Source organism: Rhodococcus sp. PSi06 (assembly GCF_054960675.1).
In genome coordinates, this window is sequence record NZ_JBHNYO010000004.1 from 141183 (window position 1) to 163010 (window position 21828).

At 64.4% G+C, this 21828-nt stretch carries 21 protein-coding genes; 9 read left to right on the top strand and 12 right to left on the bottom strand.

Annotated elements, in window-relative coordinates:
- Positions 1–20 precede the first annotated feature (20 nt).
- Both ACFI9K_RS07240 and ACFI9K_RS07245 read left to right on the top strand, forming a co-directional pair.
- Entirely contained in the window at positions 21–1511 is a 1491-nt protein-coding gene (locus ACFI9K_RS07240; RefSeq protein WP_462662874.1) for a flavin-containing monooxygenase, read from the top strand.
- The gene (locus tag ACFI9K_RS07245; RefSeq protein WP_462663027.1) at positions 1498–2208 is read left to right on the top strand and encodes an NADPH-dependent F420 reductase; all 711 of its coding nucleotides are present in this window, start codon (positions 1498–1500) and stop codon (positions 2206–2208) included. Before ACFI9K_RS07240 ends, ACFI9K_RS07245 begins: the two co-directional genes overlap by 14 nt.
- A 23-nt stretch (positions 2209–2231) precedes the next feature.
- On the opposite strand, the gene ACFI9K_RS07250 is transcribed toward ACFI9K_RS07245, so the two are convergent.
- From ACFI9K_RS07250 to ACFI9K_RS07270, 5 genes are all read right to left on the bottom strand, one after another.
- Positions 2232–2513, bottom strand: a complete 282-nt coding sequence (locus tag ACFI9K_RS07250; protein ID WP_222095118.1) for a protealysin inhibitor emfourin — start codon at positions 2511–2513, stop codon at positions 2232–2234.
- A gap of 9 nt (positions 2514–2522) precedes the next feature.
- On the bottom strand, positions 2523–3560 hold the full coding sequence (locus ACFI9K_RS07255) for a M4 family metallopeptidase (RefSeq protein ID WP_462662875.1): 1038 nt from the start codon (positions 3558–3560) through the stop codon (positions 2523–2525).
- A 90-nt stretch (positions 3561–3650) separates the two neighbouring features.
- Positions 3651–4400 (bottom strand): 5'/3'-nucleotidase SurE, encoded by a 750-nt coding sequence (surE, locus tag ACFI9K_RS07260; RefSeq protein WP_462662876.1) that lies wholly within the window; start codon positions 4398–4400, stop codon positions 3651–3653.
- A complete protein-coding gene (locus ACFI9K_RS07265; RefSeq protein ID WP_462662877.1) occupies positions 4397–5350 on the bottom strand; it encodes a 1-phosphofructokinase family hexose kinase in 954 nt (317 codons plus the stop codon). The genes surE and ACFI9K_RS07265 overlap by 4 nt, the downstream gene beginning before the upstream one ends.
- 44 nt (positions 5351–5394) lie before the next feature.
- The gene (locus tag ACFI9K_RS07270) at positions 5395–7068 is read right to left on the bottom strand and encodes a phospholipase D family protein (RefSeq protein ID WP_462662878.1); all 1674 of its coding nucleotides are present in this window, start codon (positions 7066–7068) and stop codon (positions 5395–5397) included.
- Positions 7069–7122: 54 nt separating this feature from the next.
- Between ACFI9K_RS07270 and ACFI9K_RS07275 the strand changes: the two genes are divergently transcribed.
- Positions 7123–7971 carry an aldo/keto reductase gene (locus tag ACFI9K_RS07275; RefSeq protein ID WP_057478104.1) on the top strand — a complete coding sequence of 283 codons (849 nt, stop codon included), beginning with the start codon at positions 7123–7125 and terminating at the stop codon, positions 7969–7971.
- A 103-nt stretch (positions 7972–8074) separates the two neighbouring features.
- On the opposite strand, the gene ACFI9K_RS07280 is transcribed toward ACFI9K_RS07275, so the two are convergent.
- Together ACFI9K_RS07280 and ACFI9K_RS07285 are read right to left on the bottom strand one after the other, a co-directional pair.
- On the bottom strand, positions 8075–8713 hold the full coding sequence (locus ACFI9K_RS07280) for a 3-oxoacid CoA-transferase subunit B (RefSeq protein WP_057478095.1): 639 nt from the start codon (positions 8711–8713) through the stop codon (positions 8075–8077).
- Positions 8710–9471, bottom strand: coding sequence for a CoA transferase subunit A (locus tag ACFI9K_RS07285; protein ID WP_462662879.1), 762 nt, complete (start codon positions 9469–9471; stop codon positions 8710–8712). The genes ACFI9K_RS07280 and ACFI9K_RS07285 overlap by 4 nt, the downstream gene beginning before the upstream one ends.
- A 143-nt stretch (positions 9472–9614) precedes the next feature.
- On the opposite strand from ACFI9K_RS07285, the gene ACFI9K_RS07290 reads away from it, so the two are divergent.
- The gene (locus ACFI9K_RS07290) at positions 9615–10397 is read left to right on the top strand and encodes an IclR family transcriptional regulator (protein WP_462662880.1); all 783 of its coding nucleotides are present in this window, start codon (positions 9615–9617) and stop codon (positions 10395–10397) included.
- Here the strand turns inward: ACFI9K_RS07290 and ACFI9K_RS07295 are convergent.
- A complete protein-coding gene (locus ACFI9K_RS07295) occupies positions 10394–10666 on the bottom strand; it encodes a hypothetical protein (RefSeq protein ID WP_462662881.1) in 273 nt (90 codons plus the stop codon). The two genes, ACFI9K_RS07290 and ACFI9K_RS07295, sit on opposite strands and share 4 nt — an antisense overlap.
- Before the next feature lie 142 nt (positions 10667–10808).
- On the opposite strand from ACFI9K_RS07295, the gene ACFI9K_RS07300 reads away from it, so the two are divergent.
- Positions 10809–13034, top strand: coding sequence for an HNH endonuclease signature motif containing protein (locus tag ACFI9K_RS07300; RefSeq protein WP_462662882.1), 2226 nt, complete (start codon positions 10809–10811; stop codon positions 13032–13034).
- 23 nt (positions 13035–13057) lie between these two features.
- On the opposite strand, the gene ACFI9K_RS07305 is transcribed toward ACFI9K_RS07300, so the two are convergent.
- Both ACFI9K_RS07305 and ACFI9K_RS07310 read right to left on the bottom strand, forming a co-directional pair.
- A complete protein-coding gene (locus tag ACFI9K_RS07305; protein WP_462662883.1) occupies positions 13058–14791 on the bottom strand; it encodes a hypothetical protein in 1734 nt (577 codons plus the stop codon).
- A gap of 208 nt (positions 14792–14999) precedes the next feature.
- The gene (locus ACFI9K_RS07310) at positions 15000–15881 is read right to left on the bottom strand and encodes an alpha/beta fold hydrolase (protein ID WP_462662884.1); all 882 of its coding nucleotides are present in this window, start codon (positions 15879–15881) and stop codon (positions 15000–15002) included.
- An 86-nt stretch (positions 15882–15967) separates the two neighbouring features.
- On the opposite strand from ACFI9K_RS07310, the gene ACFI9K_RS07315 reads away from it, so the two are divergent.
- Positions 15968–16483 (top strand): CGNR zinc finger domain-containing protein, encoded by a 516-nt coding sequence (locus ACFI9K_RS07315; protein WP_462662885.1) that lies wholly within the window; start codon positions 15968–15970, stop codon positions 16481–16483.
- A 183-nt stretch (positions 16484–16666) separates the two neighbouring features.
- Here the strand turns inward: ACFI9K_RS07315 and ACFI9K_RS07320 are convergent, their stop codons facing one another.
- Positions 16667–17812, bottom strand: coding sequence for an NADH:flavin oxidoreductase (locus tag ACFI9K_RS07320; protein WP_462662886.1), 1146 nt, complete (start codon positions 17810–17812; stop codon positions 16667–16669).
- A gap of 65 nt (positions 17813–17877) precedes the next feature.
- On the opposite strand from ACFI9K_RS07320, the gene ACFI9K_RS07325 reads away from it, so the two are divergent.
- The 3 genes from ACFI9K_RS07325 to ACFI9K_RS07335 all read left to right on the top strand — a co-directional run bounded on the left by ACFI9K_RS07325 (position 17878) and on the right by ACFI9K_RS07335 (position 20806).
- Complete coding sequence (locus tag ACFI9K_RS07325; RefSeq protein ID WP_462662887.1) at positions 17878–18699, top strand: sulfurtransferase; 822 nt, start codon at positions 17878–17880, stop codon at positions 18697–18699.
- 70 nt (positions 18700–18769) lie between these two features.
- Positions 18770–19591, top strand: a complete 822-nt coding sequence (locus ACFI9K_RS07330; protein ID WP_057476747.1) for an SDR family oxidoreductase — start codon at positions 18770–18772, stop codon at positions 19589–19591.
- A gap of 9 nt (positions 19592–19600) precedes the next feature.
- A complete protein-coding gene (locus tag ACFI9K_RS07335) occupies positions 19601–20806 on the top strand; it encodes an acyl-CoA dehydrogenase family protein (RefSeq protein WP_462662888.1) in 1206 nt (401 codons plus the stop codon).
- 6 nt (positions 20807–20812) lie between these two features.
- Here ACFI9K_RS07335 and ACFI9K_RS07340 read toward each other — a convergent pair whose 3' ends face one another.
- Positions 20813–21793, bottom strand: a complete 981-nt coding sequence (locus tag ACFI9K_RS07340; RefSeq protein WP_462662889.1) for a TIGR03086 family metal-binding protein — start codon at positions 21791–21793, stop codon at positions 20813–20815.
- Between the last annotated feature and the right edge of the window lie 35 nt (positions 21794–21828).

Genomic DNA, 21828 nt, shown 5'->3' on the forward strand with positions numbered 1-21828 from the left:
TCACCGAAGGAATCGATGACATGACTCCCGTACTGACTACTCCCGAGGTCGATGTCCTCATCATCGGTGCCGGCCTGTCCGGAATCGGGGCCGCGCGCCACCTCGGGCACGATCTGCCCGGGAAGACGTACACCATCCTGGAAAGCCGCGGGGCGATCGGCGGCACGTGGGACCTGTTCCGCTACCCCGGTATTCGCTCCGATTCCGACATGTACACCCTCGGGTACAGCTTCAAGCCGTGGATGGGGGAGAAGTCCATCGCCGACGGCACGGACATTCGCAACTACATCGTCGAAACCGCTCGAGAAGCGGGCGTGGACAAGCACATTCGGTACCACCACAAGGTGGTCGCCCTCGAATGGTCCAGCGAGCAGCAGTTCTGGACGGTCACCGCGCAGCGTAGCGACACCGACGAGACGGTCACGATCACCGCGTCGTTCGTGTTCTCCTGCAGTGGTTACTACGACTACGACAAGGGCTTCAGCCCGGAGTTCGCGGGCCAGGAGAACTTCGGTGGCCAGGTGATCCACCCACAGCACTGGCCCGAGGATCTGGACTACGCAGGCAAGAAGGTCGTCGTCATCGGCAGTGGCGCAACGGCAATCACGTTGGCACCCAATCTCGCCCGTGAGGCCGAGCATGTGACGCTGCTGCAGCGCTCGCCCAGCTACATCCTCTCGCTGCCCTCGGAGGACCCGATCGCGCAGACTTTGCGCAAGCGGCTGCCGAAGAAGTGGGCCTACAGCGTGACGCGGCTCAAGAACGTGTCGATGGCGATGCTGATCTTCACGTTGAGTCAGAAGTACCCGGAATTCATGAAGAAGCGGATCCGGAAGCTGCAGGAGGGTTGGTTGCCCAAGGGATACGACCTCGACACCCACTTCACCCCGTCGTACAACCCGTGGGATCAGCGTTTGTGCCTGGTGCCGGACAACGACCTGTTCCGCTCGATCCGCAAGGACGAGGTCTCGATCGTCACCGATCACATCGACAGCTTCACCGAGACCGGCCTGAAGTTGAAGTCGGGCCAGCACCTGGACGCCGATATCGTCGTCACTGCAACGGGATTGAATCTGTCCGCACTCGGCGGCGCGACGTTCCGCGTCGACGGCAAGGACGTGGATCTGCCCAGCACCATGGCGTACAAGGGCATGATGCTCACCGGTATCCCCAACTTCGCCTTCGTCGTCGGGTACACCAACGCCTCGTGGACGCTCAAGGCCGACATGGTTTCGAACTACGTCATGCGGCTCCTCGCGCACATGGACGAGAACGGCTACAGCACTGTCGAGCTCGAGCGCGATCCGTCCGTCGACGAAGAACCGTTCCTCGACTTCGCGGCCGGCTATGTGCTGCGGGCCGTGGACAACTTCCCGAGGCAGGGCAGTGAAACCCCGTGGAAGCTGCGGATGAACTACTTCCGTGACCTGCCGGTTCTGCGGTACGGCAAGCTCGTGGACAAGGCGATGAAGTTCGGGCGGCCTCGGTCGAAGGTCTCTGTCGGCTCGTGACGGGAATAGATCCGGTCGGGGATCGTTTGTTCCGGACATGAAAATTGGCATCATCGGAAGTGGATTCATCGGCGGAACACTCGTGCGTCGGTTGACGGCGCTCGGTCACGAGGTTCGGTTCTCCAATTCGCGAGATCCCGAGACGCTGGCAGACCTGGCGGCCGAGACCGGAGCTACGGCCGTGTGGGCGGCGGACGCGGCCGAGGATGCGGACCTGGTCATCCTCAGTATCCCGCAGAAGAATGTCCCTGACCTCGCACCCGGAATCACCGGCGCACGCAAGCCCGGGGCACCGATCATCGAGACCAACAACTACTACCCGCAGCAGCGCGACGGGTTGATCGAAGACATCGAGGGCGGTACGCCGGAGAGCGTGTGGGTCTCCCAGCAACTCGGCGAGCCGGTCGTCAAGGCCTTCAACGGCATTTGGTACAAGCACCTGCTCGAGAAGGGTGTCCCGGCGGGAACCGACAAGCGCATTGCGCTTCCGATCGCAGGAGACGACGCAGAGTCGAAGAAGTTGGTGTTCTCGGTGATCGACGAGCTGGGCTTCGACCCGGTCGATGCCGGTTCCCTGGCGGAGTCGTGGCGTCAGCATCCGGGAACCCCGGTGTACGGCAAGGACTTCGGCGTCGACGACACCGTCAAGGCCCTGGCCGAGGCGTCGCCCGAGCGCAGTGCGGAATGGAAGGCCTGACGCGGTTCTATCGGACTGCCGCGTTACCGAACGCGACCCTCGCGGAGTGCGCGCTCCGCGAGGTCGCGTAGCGGGCCGGTCAGGGCCGAATCCCCGACTCGGCACGACTGCTCACCCACCGACACGCTCCAGGTGAAGGTGTCGCGCGCCTGAGAGTCGGCAGGTTCGGGTGGGGGCGGCTCGGCGAGGTACGGGCGTGCGGCCTCGACCAGCGACTGCCATTCCGGCTCGTCGGTCTCGATCACTCCACGCTTGGACATCCCGGCGATCCCGCCGGTTCGCAGTACCTCGATGCGCAGGCTCATGCCCCTTGATCACACCCGATCGTCGCTCGGCTCCCGTGTTGTCTGAACTCCCACGGTAGACCAACCGGTGGCCACGGCCCGTGCGACGTCGGAGTCGGCACCGAATCGCTTCTGGGCTGCGGCCAGCGTCGCCGCCGAGAACCCGGCGAAGTCGACCGTCGGTGCCAGGCCCCCGGTGGTCATGGTGTCGAACCACACCTGCCCGACGCGATCCCACGCCGGGCCACCCAACGTGGTTGCGGCGACAGCGAATGCGCGATTGGGGATGCCGGAGTTGATATGCACACCGCCGTCGTCCTCGGTGGTGACGACGAAATCGTTCATGCTCGCCGGCTGCGGATCCTTGCCCAGTACATCGTCGTCGTAGGCGGTGCCCGGCTCGAGCAGCGACCGCAATGCCTTGCCCTGCACCGCAGGCAGGAACAGACCTTCGCCGATCAACCACGACGCGTCCTCGGAGTTCTGCTTCGCGGTGTATTGCTCGACCAGAGCGCCGAACACGTCGGAGACCGACTCGTTCAATGCGCCTGCCTGGTCCTTGTATTCGAGCGGGGTCGTGTACTGGGTGAACCCGTGCGCGAGCTCGTGCGCGATGACGCCCAGAGAGACGGTGAAGCGCCCGAACACCTCGCCGTCACCGTCGCCGAACACCATGCGCGAGCCGTCCCAGAACGCGTTGTCGTAATCGCGGCCGTAGTGCACCGTCGCGTCGAGAGGCAGGCCGCTGCCGTCGAGACTCGAGTAGCCGTAGACCTCGTCGAAGAATGCGTAGGTGGCACCGAGGCCGTCGTACGCCTCGTCCGTCGCGGCATCGCCGGTGGCTGCTTCGCCTTCGGCGCGAACTTGCTGACCGGGCAGGTCACTAGTCGATTTCGCGTCGGAGATGGTCCGTTCGAGGGTGCCGCCGGTTCGCGGAGCGATCGCGGTACGCGCCTGGACGACCTCGCGGCCCGCCCGCATCTCGCGGTCCGCCAGCAGTGTTGCTCTCGCACCGGGTCCCTGGAGTCGCTCGAGCAGAAACGGTGGAACTACAGCATGAAATGTCATACTCGGTGACCCCCTAGGTCCGTGGCATGTGCGGTGATGGTCCCCAGTGTGCCCGAGGCCACCGACAAACCCCGGTCTCCGGCGCAGAAGTCACTCACGCAGGGTCGACAGATCGACGCTGTCCACCTCACTCGGTGCTCGCAGTGCGGTGACGGTCGCCCAGTTCCGGGACAGCAGGTGAGCGTCGGAGTCGTCGTCCTCGGCTCGGATTTCGTCGAAACGGACGGTGACGAAACCTTCTCCGCGATCACCTATTTCGGCCTGCACCGCGCCGTAGCGCGCCAACGAGGCCGGAACGATGCCCGCCAAATCCGACCGTGGAACGTCGGGGATGTTGACGTTGATCACGGCATCGGGGGTCCGGTTCGCGATCATCCACGTCACCGCCACATGGGCGACGTGTTCGGCGGTGTCCCAGTGCAGCGGCCGGGTGGCGATCGACGACAAGGCCATGGCGGGAACCCCGTGGGTCAGGGCTGTCAACGCCGCGCCTACTGTTCCCGAATGCAGCACGGCGGCACCGGTATTGGGTCCGTGGTTGATTCCCGACAGCAGAATGTCGGGTGGGTCACCGAAGGCACCTCGGGTGGCGACGAACGCGATGAGGGCCGGTGAGGCCTGCACCGCATAGGCCGTCACGTCGGGAAGTCCTTCGATATGGGTCAGTTCGATGCCGAGGTGGTCGTCGGCACCCATTCCCGTCAACGACGCGCCGGCACCACTGCGTTCCTCGTGGGGAGCGGCCACCACGACGTCGAGGCCGGCGTCGAGCGCCACCCGCGCCAACAGTGCGATGCCCTCGCTGCGTACACCGTCGTCGTTGGTGATCAGGGCCCTCACTTCGTGCCCGCTTTCTGGTACGGACGCACGTCCACCGATTCGGCGAGTCCAAGAACCAGGTCTTTCCGGCCGCTACCGAGGCCCCGACGGGTGACGTTGGCCGTGCCCGCGCCGCCGCCCAGGCGCAGCGCCTCCGTCATCGACATTCCCTGGGCGATTCCGGCGGCAATGCCGGCGCTCATCGAATCGCCTGCGCCGTGATGGTCGACCATCTGTAGACCCGGCGTGACGATCTCGAGCACGTCTCCGTCCACGAGTGCGAGCGCCGGTTCGTCGGCACGCGAGATGACTACCACCTCGGCACCGTCGTCGTGCATCTTCCGCATCGAATCGATCAGGTGCTCGGGGTCCTCGGACTCGGCGCGGCCGTCCTCGAGCAGGTCCTCGTGGCTGACCTTGAGCACGGTGAGTTTGCCGTCCAGGGCTGCGGCCATCGTCGGTCCGGATAGGTCGGCGATCACCGGTACCTCGAGCGCACGGAGGTCTGCACACAGCCGCTCGTACACCTCGGGCGGCACGATCTCATCGGCATGCGGACCGCCGAGGATGGCGACGTCGCTGCGGGCACCGGTGGCGAGTGCCGCGCCGAACAGATCGTCGAGCGCGTGCCTGGCCAACGGCGGTGGATCTACCGTGGCCAGCACCTCACGTTCCCCGCTGCGTCGATCGTGCACGTAGGAGCCACTCTCCTGGCCGATATCGATGGAGACGACGGAGATGCCCTCACTCTCGACGATGCCGCGCAGTACCGTGCCGATCTCGCCGCCGAAGACTCCGGCGAGCGTGACATCGAGACCGAGCACCGACGCCATCCGGGCGATCCAGTGACCCTGACCACCTGCGTGTACGTGCAGTTCGGTACTGCCGTTCGGGGCGGCGTCGAGAGTCACCGTCAGAAGCGGAGACGGTGCGAAGACGAGGGCAGTGGGTGTACGAGAGGAAGAAGGCACCGATGGCGAATGCCCGATTTGTCAGGTCCGAAACGGCAAGCACATCAGAATCGACGACGCAGGCGCATCCCGATCGGGCGTCCGTCGGGATCGACGAACAACCGGTAGGCGAGCGCTGCGAGTCGCTGCTGCCAGACGGGCGGCACCGAGATCTCGTGCTTGCGCAGTCGGCCGACGGGCCGGGACTTCGCGGACGGGTTGCGATGCCAGTTGTCCAGAGCGGTCGCGCTGGCCGCGATCACATCGAAGAACTGCTGCGGGTCGACGAGGTCTGCGTCGTCGCCGTCGGCCCGTCCGAGGTGCTCGCGAATCAGTTCGAGTCTGAGGTTGCGTGCATGGGTTCTGGCACCGTCGCCGAGGCCTGCCGGGTCCAAGGGTGCCCGATCGTCACGCTGCTCGTCGACGATGGCCGCGGTCAGCTCCGAATCATGGGTCCAGGAGCGGCGATTGAAGTTGTCCGATCCCACCGCGGTCCACACGTCGTCGATGATGCAGACCTTCGAGTGCACGTATACCGGTATGCCACGGTCGTTTTCGATGTCGAGTACCAATACGCGATCACCACCGGCCGCGCGGATGACCCCGAGCGCGGCCGAGTGTCCCAGCAGCGCAGAAGGAATGGTCAAGTTGCTGTCGTCGTCGAGGTGTTTGGGAACCACCACCACCAAACGCAGGTCAGGCTTGCGCCGCAGTGCCGCGGCGAACACCCTCGCGACGTCGACCGACCACAGGTACTGATCCTCTATGTAGATCAGCTCGGTGGCTCTGTCGAGCGCTTTGGCGTACGCGCGGGCCGCGCTGCGCTCGCCCTTCGTGGCGAACGGGTATGCGGGGCGTCGGCGGGGATAGGTGCGTAACAACTGCACCGAACACGTGCCCTGCGGCTGCGGGGCCGGCGCAGCAGGAGGGAGTTCCGACGGCTCACGCGTCGCTCCGCGCAGGAAGTCGGGTATGGCGTGCCACGGTAGGCGTGAGAGAGCCGCGGGATCTTCCCAGCGTTCGCGAAAGACGTCTTCCACGTCTCGTACCGCCGGGCCCTCGATCTGCACCTGCACGTCGTGCCAGGCGGGAATCTCGCCGTACTCGGGCGGGAAGGGACGAGAGACAGGATCACCGAAGTGATCGGCATCGTCGCGTCGAGCACGGGCCAGATCGATGCCTCCGACGAACGCGACGTCGGGCAGATTTTTCCTGCCGTACCGGATGACGACGAACTTCTGGTGGTGGCTCCCGGTCACCAGCACACGCTGGTCGAGAATGACCTCGCCGCCCGCTTCCTCCAGCCGCAGCGCAAGCTTGCGGTTCTTCGGTCCGGTGAAACCCAGGGTCTCCATGTGGGAGCGCCACACCATGCCTCTGACGACGCCACCGCGGTGCGCGACGGCGGCCAGGGCATCCTCGACGGTCACACCGTCGTCGGTGAGCAGCTGTTCCGGGTCTCCGCGCCAATCGGTGAACAGCACCAGATCGTCGCGCTCGGTCTGTTCGAGGGCCCCGGCGAGCGCCGCGAAGTACGTCTTGCCGTGCACCAGATTCTCGACGCGGTTGCCCTCGGTCCACGCCGAAATCCGGGTGTCGTCGTTGCCACGCTCGGGCGCGGTGAGGAACCACGGGTGGGCGGGGTCGAAATCGCGCTCGGGAGCGATCAGAGCGGAGGTGGACCGGCCGAACTTCTCGGCAACTCCGTCGACGACGCGCCGGATGCGCTGCACTATCACGTAGGCATCATTTCACCCGGTTTGAACGCGCCAGTGGGCGGGCACCCCGGCAATATGACTCAGGTACCCAACGTCACGCTCAGAAACGGCAAGCAGATTCCCCAGCTCGGCTACGGTGTCTTCCAGATCGACCCGGAGAAGACCGCGAAGGCCGTGGAAACGGCGCTCGAGATCGGCTACCGGCACATCGACACCGCCGAGATGTACGGCAACGAGAAGCAGGTCGGCGAGGGCATCCGTAACTCCGGACTCGATCGCGAATCGGTCTTCGTCACCAGCAAGCTCAACAACGGCTTCCATCGACCCGACGACGCGCGCTCGGCATTCGACAAGACGCTCAGCGACCTCGGTACCGACTACGTCGACCTTTTCCTCATCCACTGGCCCCTCCCCACCCGTTACGACGGCGATTTCGTCTCCACGTGGAAGACGTTGGAGGAGTTCGCAGCCGACGGCCGCGCCCGCAACATCGGTGTCTCCAACTTCCAGCCCGCCCACCTCGATCGCCTGGCGGAGGAGACCGATACGGTCCCCGCGGTGAACCAGATCGAGGTGCACCCGTACTTCGTCAACAACGACGTGTGGGCCTACGGCCGCGAGCACGCCATCCCCACCGAGGCGTGGTCGCCGATCGCCCAGGGCAACGTCCTCGACGACGCGGAACTGAAGCGAATCGCCGACGCTGCAGGCAAATCCGTCGCGCAGGTGGTGCTCCGCTGGCACATTCAGCGCGGCAACATCATCTTCCCGAAGTCGGTGACGCCGGAGAGGGTGAAGGCGAACTTCGAGATCTTCGACTTCGAGCTCAGCTCTGCCGATGTCGACGCCATCACGGCTCTGGACAAGGGTGAGCAGGGACGTAACGGACCGAACCCGGACACGTTCGACATGATTCCGGACTAGTTCGTAACACTGTGGGCCCGAACGTCTTCGGACGTTCGGGCCCACAGTTGTTCTCTCGGTGCTTCGTTCTCTTGGTGCTTCGTTCGATCGGTGCTTCAGGTGATCAGTGCTTCAGAGTCGATCCCGTAGCGGCGGTGACCTGCTCGGCGGTCACACCCGGTGCGAGTTCCACCAGTTCGAGCGTGCCATCGCCGACCACGTCGATGACGGCGAGGTTGGTGATGATGCGATCCACCACGCCTTGGCCGGTCAGCGGCAGAGTGCACGCGTCCAAGATCTTCGGATTGCCCTCGCGGTCGGTGTGTTCCATGACGACGATGACGCGCCTGGCACCGTGTACGAGGTCCATCGCGCCGCCCATGCCCTTGACCATCTTGCCGGGGACCATCCAGTTGGCGAGGTCGCCGGTGCGGGAGACCTGCATGCCGCCGAGTACCGCGGTATCGATGTGTCCGCCGCGGATCATGCCGAAGCTCAGGGACGAATCGAAGTATGCGGCACCGGGATTGACGGTGACGGTCTCCTTGCCCGCGTTGATGAGATTGGCGTCGACCTTGTCCTCGGTGGGGTAGGGCCCGGTACCCAGGATGCCGTTCTCCGAGTGCAGGGTGACCTTGACGTCATCGGTCAGGTAGCCCGGGATCAGCGTCGGCAGTCCGATACCGAGGTTGACGTACTCGCCGTCGACCATCTCCGCCGCCGCGCGTTCGGCCATCTGTTCGCGGGTCCATCCTGCACTCATGCTCGAACTCCTGAACTGACGGTGCGCTTTTCGATGCGCTTGTCCTGGGGGCCGGTGTGGACGACGCGTTGGACGAACACGCCGGGCAGATGTACGTGTGCTGGGTCGATTTCGCCCGGCTCCACGAGATTCTCGACCTGCGCGATGGTGATCTTGCCGGCCATCGCGGCGAGGGGGTTGAAGTTCATCGCGGTCTTGTCGAACACGAGATTTCCTGCTGTGTCGCCAGTTTCGGCGTGCACCAGCGCGAAGTCGGCATTGATCGACTCTTCGAGGACGTAGCGCTTGTCGCCGAACACCCGAGTTTCCTTGGGCGGCGATGCGATGGACACCGAGCCGTCGGAGTTGTAGCGCCACGGCATTCCGCCGTCGGCGATGGGGCTGCCGACCCCGGCGGGGGTGAAGAATGCGGGAACGCCGTTGCCGCCGGCGCGAAGTCGCTCGGCGAGCGTGCCCTGAGGGGTCAGTTCGACCTCGAGTTCTCCGGCGAGATACTGCCGGGCGAACTCCTTGTTCTCTCCGACGTACGAGGCGGTGACTCGGCGAATTCGTCCGGCGGCCAACAGTATTCCGAGTCCGTAGCCGTCGACGCCGCAGTTGTTGGAGAACACCTCGAGCGCGTCGGCGTCGGTGTTGGCGATGGCCTCGATGAGAGCGTCCGGAATACCGCAGAGCCCGAAGCCGCCGACCGCGATGGTCGCCCCACGGCCGATGTCCGCGACCGCGTCGGCAGCGGACGCGTAGGTCTTTCCTGTCACAAGAACTCCTGATGTGTTCGTTGAGCAAACGATGACTGTCAGTGAACCTGAGCTGCAGTTCGATGTGGCAGGAATGGCCCGGATTGCTCGTTCGATGAACAGTTCTGCAGTTGGTGTCCATTGAGTGGACGTATGATCCTGGGGTGACGTCAGCGGAAGCCAACGCGAGTGTGATCGGAAAGATCTGTTCGTTGCTGCGTGCAGCCGGAGCCGAGGAGCCGTCCGGGGCCTCCACCACGGCCCTCGCGCGGGCGGCGGGCATCGCGCGGCCCACCACCCACCGCTTGCTGTCCACGCTCGCCGAGCAGGGTTTCGTGGATCGCGACGCCGGTACAGGTCGCTGGTCGCTGGGACCGGAGATCTACCTGCTGGGGTCCATGGCGGCCCTGCGGTACGACATCACGGACCAAGCGCGAAAAGTGGTGCAGGCGTTGGCGACCGACAGTGGTGAGAGTGCCTTCCTGTCTGCTCGACGGGGATCGGAGACGGTGTGCTTACTTCGAGTGGAGGGTAGTTTTCCCCTGCGCTCGCACGTGCTCTACGAGGGAATTCGGCTGCCGCTCGGAGTGGCGTCCGCAGGGTTGGCCATTCTCGCGCACTTACCGGATCGGGAGGTCGACGAGTATCTCGATGGCGTGGACCTGGTGTCGGAGTGGGGGGAGAGTCACTCCGCGGCGGAGATACGCAGACGGATAACGCATACCCGCACCACGGGATTTGCCGTCAATCCGGCACTGCTCGTGGAGGGTAGCTGGGGGCTCGGTGCCGCCGTGTTCGATCGCGCCGAGAAGCCGGCGTGGGCGCTGAGTTTGACGGGTGTCGAGACGCGTTTTCGCGACGATCGACGACGGGAGCTGGGCAAGATGCTCCTCGACGCGGCGCACCGACTCACGGTGCAACTGGGGGAGCGGCCAAGCCCCGGCTAGCTGTCGAGCTCGTCCAGAATGTCTGCGGCGTCCTGGCTGCCTGCGTCCGCCAGTCTCTGCAGTTCGGCGCGATCACCGCGTTCTCCGGCAAGTTCGACGAGGATGTCGACGGCATCGGTACTGCCTGCGTCGGCGAGGGAGCGCAGTTCGTCGAGGTCGTTTCGAGAGCCTGCGAGTTCGACCAACTGGTCGAGTGCATCCTGATCGCCTTCGCTTGCCTGGGCGCGCAAGGCGGCCAGCTCGGCCGCTGTGGAGTCGGGCTCGGTCATGGGTCGGAGTGTAGAACGATTCGGCGAATAGTGGCAGGCCAGCCGACCTTTTTGCGGCTTGCGCGTTCTTGTCGGTGGGTCTAGATAGTCTTCATTCGGTTCGAACGCATGTTCTGAATAGTTGCTCACCGGGGGGTGAAAAATGGGTGCAGTACCGATCGTGTCGTTGGAGGCGTTGACTGCCGCTGCGCAGGCAGAAAACCAGTATGCGTTCCGCAAGATCGCCGCCTGCTACGACGTCCATCGGACCTGGATCACCCACGATTTCAAGTTCAAGCATTACAGCCGGTACGGGCGCACCGAGATGGCGGCCGCGTTGGGGTGCTCGGCGACAATTGCCGAATCGTACGTCTCGGTCGGTGTTGCGCTGCACACTCGACTGCCCCTGGTGCGGACAGCATTCGAGGCCGGGGAGATCGATCTTCCGCGAGTGCGGACGGTGTGCCGGATCCTCGACAATCTCTCCGACGAGATCGTGCGCATGGTCGAGGACGAGATCGTCGAGGCAGCGCAACGTAATTCACCCGGTCCACTGGAGAAGGAGATCTGGGACATCCTGCTGCGGGTCGCCCCGGAGGAAGCGGCAGCACTACGCGAGTTCGCGAAACGATTCAGGCACATCTCCTACAACCCGGCCGGTGAGTTGGCGCGGATCCGCGCGGAATTGACCGCCCCCGAGGCCGCTGCGGCGTGGCAGTTGCTCGAGGAGATGGCCGACACCCTGTGTCCGAAAGATCCTCGCGGGAAGCAGGACCGGTTGTGTGATGCGTTCATGGCGAGGATGCACGGCGAACCCCGCTTGGCGTGCCTGTGCCAACGCGAGGATTGTCCGAAAAAAGATGCAGAGCTGCCCGATCGTCGGGTGCCGTTGACGATGATCACCGTCGATATCGCCACCCTCATCGGACTACTTACGAACCCGGCTTACCTGGCCGGGCATGGCTCGATCGATCCGGATCTCGCACGAGAGTTGTCGCGCAACAGTCAGTGGCAGGTCCTGCTCACCGAGGCCGTCACTCTCGCAGAGAAGCTCGGTCTGGCGGTGCAGAACCCGGAGACCGGGGAATGGGAACGACGCAGCGGCGGCGAGACAGACGGGGCTGCAACGGGATCCGATGCGGGAACGGTGACAGACACTTACACGGATACAGATTTCGCAGCAGACGCAGCAGATGCACCGGAGACGCCGGGAGATGCGGTCGACGAGACGGCCGAGACCGGTGGGTCCGAGGGGATCGAAAAGAATGGCGTAACCGGCGAGGTTGGCGGGTCCGAGGAGGACGAGGAGTCCACACCTGTGCCTGCGACCGATCCGTCGGCAATTCCCGAAATGGGTGCCGCCGATCGGGCCCGGAAGAACGCAGCAACACGTGCAGGTGCACCGGTGACCGACCGGCAAGCTGACGCACCGTCGGCCACCGACCCCGAGGCAGCTGCTCCCTCGGAAACCGCGCCAGCTTCAGGATCGTGTCCGGAACAGGCATCGCCGGAACCTGATATCGCATCGAACTGTGCGCAATCACGTTCGTCTGCAACACCGTCCGGACCCGCAGCCTCCGCCCAGAGACCAGCCGAAGGCCAGGCACCGCCAACAGACCAGGCACCAGGAACCGACCCGGCACCCGCAGCAGCCAGCGACAACCCCCACCAGTATCGGTTGGGATCACTGGCCTCTGCTGCTCCCCTGTTCTGTACCCACACACCCGTCGGCAAGGGCACACGGCACAGCTCTGCCCTCGACCTGCCCTCCGCGAGTCGGCGCAACAACCCGGCCAGCCACACCACAGGCCACACGCCCGGAGCCCGCACACCCTCAGGTATTTACCTCGGCAACGCCTCCCTCGCTGCTGCTCTCGAAGCAGCGATCGCCGCCGACCCCACCCTCGGCAAGACCGTCGCCAGCGATCCACTCACCGACCGAGCCCTGATCTACCGACCCGACGCCCTGACCGCCGCCGCAGTGCGACTCCGCGACCGCCACTGCCGATTCCCCGGCTGCCAAAGACCCGCAGGCCGCTGCCAACTCGACCACATCGCCCCGTTCGACCATGCCAACCCCCTCGGCGGCGGCTGGACGACGGTCAACAACCTCCAATGTCTCTGCGAGTTCCACCACACCGTCAAAACCGCCGGCTACTGGAGCGCCGTCATGCTCCCCGGCGGCGCGATCCTCTGGCGATCCACCTCGAAGACCACCCGAAGCACCCTGCCTGCCAACGGCACAGCCGTCCCCATTCTCGGCAACGACCTGAGACCACACATCCCCACCAAACCCAGACGATCCGGCATCATCGCCTACCCACACCCACCGAACCCGCCTGGCAACGAACAGCCCGAGACAGACGACACAGAAGCACCGCCGTTCTAGATGCAGGGTTCGAGCTACACAGTTCAGTAGTCGAACGCCTCGAACCTGACGTCTTCATCGCCTACCCACTCCAGAACTGCTTCGTGCAGGGGCCGAGCAGCGCACACGTAGAACTTTCGTCGCCCAACGCGTCCCACTGCTTCGACGTCGGCCTCGGTCATTCTTCGGGTGCGTATCCGGGCTCCGAGCTGTTCGAGAGTGCGACGCTGGGCGAGCTTGTCGGAGTCCATCTGTCCGGTGAGGAACACCGTGATTGCCACCCCCAACTGGCTGACCCGCTCGACGACGTCGACGGCGAGAGCCAGGTCCTCCGCGCGCACGCTCCAGAGCAGGGTCAGCGCGAGTCCGGATTCGTGGGCAGCGTGCGCCTGTGCCATGAATGGGGTGATCCCGACCCCCGATGCCACGACCACGATGTCGTCGGTAGTCGGCTTGGTGTCGGCGTACTGGGTGTCGGCGTATCGGGTGTCATCCTCGCCGCCGAAGCCCATGACAGTGACAGTCATGTCCGAACCCTGGGTCCATCGCGACAGCAGCCCGGTGACCGGTCCGTGCTCCCGGACGGTGATCTCGAACAGGTTGCTGCCCAGCGTATGCGGTTCGCTCGACACAGTGAACGTTCTGATGAAGTCGTCGTTGAGGGAGCTCGGGTCGTGATCGCGCATGTGCGACCAGCCGCGATCGAGTTGGGCTGAGAAGTCGAGGGTGACGTGTTGGCCTGCGCGCCACTGCATCGGCGTCGACGATTCGCCCGGAGACAGTCGGAATGTGTAGCGAGATATCGTCGGTGTGATCGGTAGCTTGCGGATCAGCGCGGCAAGCGTTCTTTCCGCTGGTCTGGGTTGCCGGCCCGAAACGCCGACCTCGCGGGCCAACCTCCGAACCGGTGGGTTGTACGGTGACGGGTCGAGCAGCGCGCCGCGGAACGCAAGGCCGCCTTTCACCAAACGCACCGCCTCGATGTCGATTCTCACGGCCATTTTGCTATGGGGCAGAACACTTTCAGCATCATCGCCGATCAGTACCTCCGCGCTTCCCGAAAGGTAGAGAACGTCGCCGGTCTCGAAATCGGGAAAGGTGACTCCCACCGCTCGGTCGGAGATGATGTTCCCCAACGTCTGGTAGAGGCGGTTCCCCGAGTACTCCGGATACACCAGGGTCACGCCCTCGGCGTCGGAGTTGCTGAAGACCCGGACGAATCCTGGTGCCCCGCCGCGAATGTTGGTGTCCATGCTGTCGGTACCGTGTCGGCTGGAGATGAGGAAGGTATCGGATTTTTCGATGATGGCGAGGGCCTCGGCTGGTAGCGGGAGTGAATCGCTGATCAACTGCGGAGACATTTCGTAGGGTGTTATCGCCCGCTTGTTCAGATACTTGGGGCAGTTTCCGAGGGTTTCGTCGACCACGATGTTCGCCAGGACGTCGGTGGGCCCGTTCGTCTCTGAAGTTGTTGTCTTCGTGCTCTTTTCCGCCACGATACCGTCGAGCATCCGTCCTGCGATCTTGACCCGGCCTCGGTGCTCCAGGTCCATGGCGAGTCCTGAGACCAGCCTTCCTCGTCCGTTCGGCTTGTCGTCGCGTAAGAGAACCTCGAGCACCGGGTCTGCGGTGTGAGGCTCGAGCTGGGCCTGGAACCTCAACCGCAGGACCCCGTCCGTGGCCGGGGTTGCTGTTCCAGGAGCGCCCCCGAGCAGTGTTGTCCACACGCGGTCGTCGACGCCGGTTGTTCCGAGCGCCACGAGTGGGCTCCGACTCATCCAGGGTCCGTACGCGGCGGGCAGACCTGGAGCAGTTGGGTTGTCCTCGTAGGGCACCTGTAGAAGACGGTGCATCGTCTCTTCCCCCGGATGCCACTGGCTCGTGACATGGTCGTCAGGTGCTCGCATGACGTCTGACCTTTCTCGGATACTGTTGTTCTACTTCGCTATTCGAGGTAGCCGCACGGAATCGAGCGCAGGTTTTCGATCAGGCTGCCTGTCGTGCCCCGGAGAACCGGTGCAGGAAGTCGGTGATCAGGGAGGCTACTTCGTCGAGGTGGCTTTCGAGGAGGAAGTGGCCCCCGTCCAGCAGATGAATTTCCGCGTCAGGAAGATCGCGCAGGAACGCACGCGCACCGTCGGGTCCGAAGATCTCGTCGTTCTTGCCCCAGACGGCGAGGAGCGGGGGACGTGAATCGCGGAAGTAGCGGTGCACAGCGGGGTACAGGCGGACGTTCGACGGATAATCCGCGAAGAGCCTCAGCTGGATCTCGTCGGTGCCGGGACGGGTGAGCAGCGTGTGGTCGTGGATCCAGGCGTCGGGGCTCACGAAGGTCGGATCGGGGACACCGTGAATGTATTGCCACCGGACCGCGTCCAGTCCGAGTGCATCGCGCAGCGGCGCAGCGTTTTCCGGCGTGCGGTTCTGCGCGTAGGTCCACAGCGGTGCCCAGAACGAGTCCACGAACCCTTCCTCGTACGCGTTGCCGTTCTGAGTGACGATGGCGGTGATGCGATCGGGATGACCGAGGGCGAGGCGCCACCCGACGGGTGCGCCGTAGTCCTGGGTGTAGATCGCGTACCGGTCGATACCCAGTTGGTCGAGGAGGTGGTCGGTGACGGCGGTGAGGCTGTCGAAGGTGTAATCGAAGTCGTCTACGGACGGAGCCGCCGAGTATCCGAAGCCGATGAGGTCGGGAGCGATCACGTGAAAGCTGTTGCCCAACAACGGGATGAGATGGCGGAACATGAACGAGCTGGCGGGTGTTCCGTGCAGCAGCACGATAGTGGGATCGGACGGATTGCCGGCCTCGCGGTAGAAGACCTCGAGTCCGTCGACGGTAGTGGTGTGGTGATGAACGGCGACCATGAATAACCCCTATGGGTAGTTGATGTGGTTACTTCGATGACAGAACCACAGTGGACGTAACCTGTCAAGCGGTCTATGGTGGTTACATGAACACCGAGGAGGCGTGGGCGATCGACGAAGCGCTGCTGATCGACCTGCTCAACACCACGCCGGTGGTCGAGGATCAGGCAATCGATCTGCTGGCGGACGACGCTGGCGGCCGCGACTGGCTGAGTGCGCACGGCGGGACCGGAAGCGCAGAGGAACTTCGGGTGTGCCGCGACCTGCGTGACGACATCCAGCGGGTGGTGCGCAGTGAGGCGTCACCGTCGTCGCTGAGCAGGTATCTCCGCGACCTCTCGCGGGTGCCGGTGCTGACCGATGACGCGCTTCACTGGGTTTTGCAGGTGGCCGAGGATCGCCGACTGGCCGCACGGGTTGTGCTGGCCTGGGCGGGGATTCGTGAGAGTTTGCCTGGCGCATTGCGCCCGTGTGCGAACGACGAGTGCCGCTTGTTTCTGCTGGATCGCTCGCGTGCGGGCACCGCGCGGTGGTGCTCGATGGCCACGTGCGGCAACAAGATGAAGGCCCGACGGCACCGTGCCCGGGCGGCAGGCGACTGACTTTGGTGCGCGGGAGCGGGGCTCGGGGGAGAAACGCCGTACCAGTCTCGTATCGCCACAACGGAACTCGATCGGTCGGTTGTGGCAGTACTATCGACGCCGACGATCGTGGGGCTCGACACCAACAGTGTCGAGCCCCACTCGAATCGAATCAGGTTGCGATGTGAATTGCCCGACCGGGTGTCAGACCAGGTGCTGAATGTGATCGCGCGTGAATTCGATGCGCTCGTCCACGCGGCCGTCGCCCACCTTGTTCACCCACTCCGGATCGGACAGCAACGCGCGCCCGACGGCAACAAGGTCGAATTCACTGTCCTGGAATTGACCGACAAGAGCGTCCAATCCGGTCACACCCGACGCGGCATCCTCCGACCATGCCGACGTGAACACCGAGTCGAGACCGACTGATCCGACGGTGATGGTGGGAACTCCGGTGAGCTTGCGCGTCCAACCGGCCAGACCGAGCTTGCCGTCGACTCCGTCCAACTCGGGGAATGCGGGATCCCAATGGCGGCGGGTCGAGGCGTGCAGTACATCCACTCCGGCGTCGACCAGGGGAGTCAGCACACGTGCGAGTTCTTCGGGGTTCTGCGCGAGTCGGGCATCGAAGTGGTTGCTCTTCCACTGCGAGAATCGGTACACGATGGCGAAGTCCTCGCCGACGGCTGCACGAATCGCAGCAACGACCTGCGCTGGGAAACGGGTGCGGGCTTCGAGTGAGCCGCCGAACTGGTCGTCGCGCACATTGGTTGTGGCCCAGAGGAACTCGTCGAGAAGGTAGCCGTGAGCGCCGTGCAGTTCGAGGCCGTCGAATCCGGTGTTCTTCGCGTTGACCGCCGCTTGTACCCACTGCGAGGTGAGTTCGTCGAGGTCGGCGTCGGTGAAGGCTCTGCCGACCGAAGAGCCGTCGAGTGCAATGCCGGAGGGGCTCACCGTGGTGACATCGGGGAACAGGCGTGGCTCGGTGCCACGCTCGACGCCGAGGTGCCACAGCTGCGGGATGATTGCGCTGCCCTCGGCGTGTACCGCGTCGACGACGCCCTTCCAGCCTTCCAGGCTGGCGTCGCCGTAGATCCGTGGAACACGGGTGTGGGGACCCGCGGCGGGGTCGGGGATGTACGTGCCCTCGGTGATGATGAGGCCGGTGCCGCCGGCGGCGCGCTTGCGGTAGTACTCAGCGACATCCGGGCCGGGGATGCCGTCTGGAGAAAAGGCGCGCGTCATCGGAGCCATGGCGAAGCGGTTACGCAGCTTCAGCGACTTGACCTCGAACGGCTCGAAGAGCCCGGCGGTGGACAGATGCTGAGTTGTGGATGCAGTTTCGGTCACGCCTGCGCACAACCTGATGCAACACCGAGCTATTCCCCGGGCGGGGCTGTTAGCGTCGAATCCTTATGAGCCCTTCGCCGCTGATCTCTGCCACCGAACTGCACGATCTCTTCGAGATGGGACGGCCCCCTGTCGTCCTCGACATCCGGTGGACCCTCCAGAACGGGAGCGACAGAGCCGGTTACGAGGCGGGGCACATCCCGACTGCGCAATTCGTAGACCTCGGCACCGAACTGGCGGCACCGCCGAATGACCTTGGCCGGCATCCGTTGCCCGACGCGGACACGTTCGTCGCGGCGATGCGCGGAGCAGGGGTCAGTGACGACTCCTCGGTCGTGGTCTACGACGGAGGACCGGCGACCGCGGCGGCGCGGGGATGGTGGCTGTTGCGCTACTTCGGGCACGCGGACGTGCGCGTCCTCGACGGCGGACTTGCTCAGTGGGTGGCCGCCGGATTCCCGATCGGCACCGAACCGTCGATCGCCGCCGCCGGATCGTTCACCGCGCGCCCATCACTGGCACGAGTTCTCGACGTCGACGACGTGCTGGACTTCGCACGGAACAACGTGCTGCTCGACGCGCGGGCACCCGAACGGTTCCGCGGCGAGGTGGAGCCGGTGGACCCCGTGGCCGGTCACATCCCGGGCGCAATCAACCGGCCGACGACCGACAACGTCGGTTCGGACGGAAAGTTTCTGGCTCCGGAGGTACTCAATGGCACATTTGGTGGACTTGTGCCGGCAGGGAAAGAGGTCGCCGTCTACTGCGGATCCGGGGTGACCGCCGCACATCAGATTCTGGCGTTCGAGTTGGCGGGCATCGACGCTGCTCTGTATCCGGGGTCATGGTCGGGATGGATCACCGACCCGTCGCGACCGCGCGCGTGAAACAACCTCTGAGCAGGGTGTTCATGCAACGAGGGTTGAACTTGAATCTGACTTCAACTATACCTGGGGCATGAAGGTAGAAGGCAAGGTCGCCATCGTCACCGGCGGTGGTGGCGGAATCGGCGGGGCCATCGCTGCTCGACTCTCGGAGCACGGCGCACGCGTCGTCGTCTCCGACCTCGACGGAAAGACGGCGGAAGCGGTGGTCGACGCCATCGAACGAGACCGGCCGGGGACGGCCGTTGCGGTTGCTGCGGACGCGTCGAACATCGCCGATATCGAGCGGCTGATCGCGCAGGCCGAGGAATCGTTCGGTCCGGTCGATCTCTACTTCGCCAACGCAGGCATCAGCGGCGCACCCGGGCTCGACGCCACCGAACAGGACTGGGATCTCTCGTTCGATGTGAACGTTCGCGCCCACATCCGGGCCGCTCAGCTGTTGGTGCCGGGCTGGCTCGAGCGCGGTGAGGGGTATTTCGTCAGCACCGCCTCAGCGGCAGGCCTACTTACCCAGATCGGTTCGGCCACATACGCAACCACCAAGCACGCGGCAGTCGGATTCGCGGAGTGGTTGAACGTCACGTACGGCAACCGAGGAATTCGCGTCAGTTGCCTGTGCCCGATGGGTGTCAACACCAAACTGCTCTACGAGGGACGCGAATCCGGAGATGCGTTGGGAGCGGCGGCAACTGCGGCGGTTCTGAGCGCCGGCGCTGTGCTCGAACCCCTCGACGTTGCCGATGTGGTGCTGGGCGCGATGGACCGCGAGCAGTTCTTGATCCTGCCGCACGAGAACGTACTGGACATGTACCGCAACAAGGGTGCCGATTACGACCGGTGGTTACGCGGCATGCGTCGCTACCAGGACAGCTTGCTCGACAACAACCGATAGGGGCCCACCGTGGCATTTTTCGAGACCAGCGATCGCGCGAAGAAATTCGAGTCGGATCTGTTGGAATTCATGGACTCTCACGTCTACCCGGCCGAGGCCGTGTACGAGCAGCAGATGCTCGAAGCCGGGGACCCGCACTTCCACCCGCCGATCCTCGAGGACCTGAAGAAGGAAGCGCGCTCACGTGGACTGTGGAATCTGTTCCACCCGCACCCCGAGTGGGGTCCAGGCCTGACCAACCTCGAATACGCGCCGCTCGCCGAGATCATGGGACGCAGCCTGCTCGCCCCCGAGGCCTGCAACTGCAACGCACCGGACACGGGCAACATGGAGGTCTTCACGCTCTTCGGCACCGACGAGCACAAAGAGAAGTACTTGAAGCCCTTGTTGGACGGCAAGATTCGTTCTGCGTTCGCAATGACCGAGCCTGACGTGGCCAGCTCCGACGCCACCAACATCGCGATGAAGATGGACCGCGACGGCGACGACTTCATCCTGAACGGTCGCAAATGGTGGACGTCCAACGCGATGCACAAGAACTGCAAGGTTCTCATCGTCATGGGCAAGACCGATCCCGAGGCGGCCACCCACCGTCAACAGTCGATGCTGGTGGTACCCATCGACGCACCCGGTGTCACCGTCCTGCGCAATCTGCCGGTGTTCGGCTACGTCGACCGCGAAGGCCATGCCGAGGTGCTCTTCGAGGATGTGCGAGTACCGGCCAAGGACGTGTTGAAGGGGCCGGGTGAGGGCTTCGCCATCAGTCAGGCTCGTTTGGGGCCGGGCCGTATCCACCACGCGATGCGCACCATCGGTGTGACCGAGCGCGCGCTCGAATTACTCTGTCGCCGTGCGGCATCGCGAGTGACGTTCGGGAAGCCGGTGGCGATGCGCTCGAACATCCAGGACTGGATCGCCGAGGCGCGGATCGAGATCGAGAAGACGCGGTTGCTGACGTTCAAAGCCGCCTACCTGATGGACACCGTCGGGAACAAGGAAGCGCGCACCGAGATCGCAGCCATCAAGGTTGCCGCACCGGAGATGGCGCTGAAGATCATCGACCGTGCCATCCAGGTGCACGGCGGCGGCGGTGTGAGCAACGACTTCCCGCTCGCGATGATGTATGCGCACGTGCGGACGCTGCGGCTCGCCGACGGTCCCGACGAGGTCCACAAGATGTCGATCGCGAAGATGGAGCTGAAGAAGTACCTCTGAGTGCGGCTAGCGACCCGGCTGCCAGGCCGGGTCGCGGCCGATGAAGGCCATCAGCTTGTCCTGAGCGGACGCATCGTCGCCGACCGGGACCGCGGGCCCGTACTGCCCGCTGTCTCGTAGCATCTGTTCCATCGGTCGCATGGCATCGAGGGCTGCAGCGCAGCGCTCCTCGCCCAAGTCGGGTTCGAGGCCAAGGGCTTTCGCCAGGTCCCAGGAGTGCATCCAGATGTCGGCGGTGTAGAACATCGCGATGGCTTCGTCCACCGGCATGTCGCCCGTGTGTGGATTGCTCAGGATGCGATCGGCGGGGTCGTCGAGGATCGACTGGATGTCGGAGACATGTTGCGTCCAGGCGGCTTTCGGGTCGGCGTCGATATCCAGCGTCCGCAATTCGATTCTTGCGCCGCCGGCAAGAAAGCCACGAGACCATTCGATCAGGTGCTTCACCACATCGATTGCGGCCCAATCCGATACCGGGCTCGGCCGTGACCAGTCCTCGGGCGAAGCGGACTCGACCAGCGCGGTGAACATTGCCGCGTCCTGCCGATGCTGCTGGGCCGGACCTGTACGTTGCCCGAGCATGTCGTCCAGCTTCTCGTAGCCCTCCCTCACCCCGACGTCCATTCCACTGGAGAGCATGCCGTCGCGGGTCGCGAAGTCGGACATCACGCTCAGCACCCTCAAGCGCGTACCGCCGCCGTCGCGGCTCTCGAACGTGAGGGTCTCGAGGGCAACGGAATCGGGTTGACCCTCGTAGGTGAATGTCCAGACGATCCGCTCGTTGTCTCTGACCTCGTGGAAGCTGCCGAAGAAGGCCGCGATCTCCTCGCCGTCCCGATCGTTGGCGAATGCCCAGGAGCCTCCGGTGCGGCCCTCCCACTTCAGAATGCGCGTGGTCAAGGATCTGGGGCCTACCCACTGCCGATAGAGCTCGGGATCGATGTGAGCGTGGAACACCTGCTCCGGCGATGCATCGAACTCCCGCACGATCTCGATAGTGGGTACTTTCTCATCTGCCTCAA

Coding starts and splice junctions, on each gene's coding strand:
- ACFI9K_RS07240 (WP_462662874.1), top strand. CDS start 21: ATGACTCCCGTACTGACTACTCCCGAGGTCGATGTCCTCATCATCGGT.
- ACFI9K_RS07250 (WP_222095118.1), bottom strand. CDS start 2,513: ATGAGCCTGCGCATCGAGGTACTGCGAACCGGCGGGATCGCCGGGATG.
- ACFI9K_RS07255 (WP_462662875.1), bottom strand. CDS start 3,560: ATGACATTTCATGCTGTAGTTCCACCGTTTCTGCTCGAGCGACTCCAG.
- ACFI9K_RS07275 (WP_057478104.1), top strand. CDS start 7,123: ATGACTCAGGTACCCAACGTCACGCTCAGAAACGGCAAGCAGATTCCC.
- ACFI9K_RS07280 (WP_057478095.1), bottom strand. CDS start 8,713: ATGAGTGCAGGATGGACCCGCGAACAGATGGCCGAACGCGCGGCGGCG.
- ACFI9K_RS07295 (WP_462662881.1), bottom strand. CDS start 10,666: ATGACCGAGCCCGACTCCACAGCGGCCGAGCTGGCCGCCTTGCGCGCC.
- ACFI9K_RS07300 (WP_462662882.1), top strand. CDS start 10,809: ATGGGTGCAGTACCGATCGTGTCGTTGGAGGCGTTGACTGCCGCTGCG.
- ACFI9K_RS07305 (WP_462662883.1), bottom strand. CDS start 14,791: ATGAGTCGGAGCCCACTCGTGGCGCTCGGAACAACCGGCGTCGACGAC.
- ACFI9K_RS07310 (WP_462662884.1), bottom strand. CDS start 15,881: ATGGTCGCCGTTCATCACCACACCACTACCGTCGACGGACTCGAGGTC.
- ACFI9K_RS07315 (WP_462662885.1), top strand. CDS start 15,968: ATGAACACCGAGGAGGCGTGGGCGATCGACGAAGCGCTGCTGATCGAC.
- ACFI9K_RS07325 (WP_462662887.1), top strand. CDS start 17,878: ATGAGCCCTTCGCCGCTGATCTCTGCCACCGAACTGCACGATCTCTTC.
- ACFI9K_RS07330 (WP_057476747.1), top strand. CDS start 18,770: ATGAAGGTAGAAGGCAAGGTCGCCATCGTCACCGGCGGTGGTGGCGGA.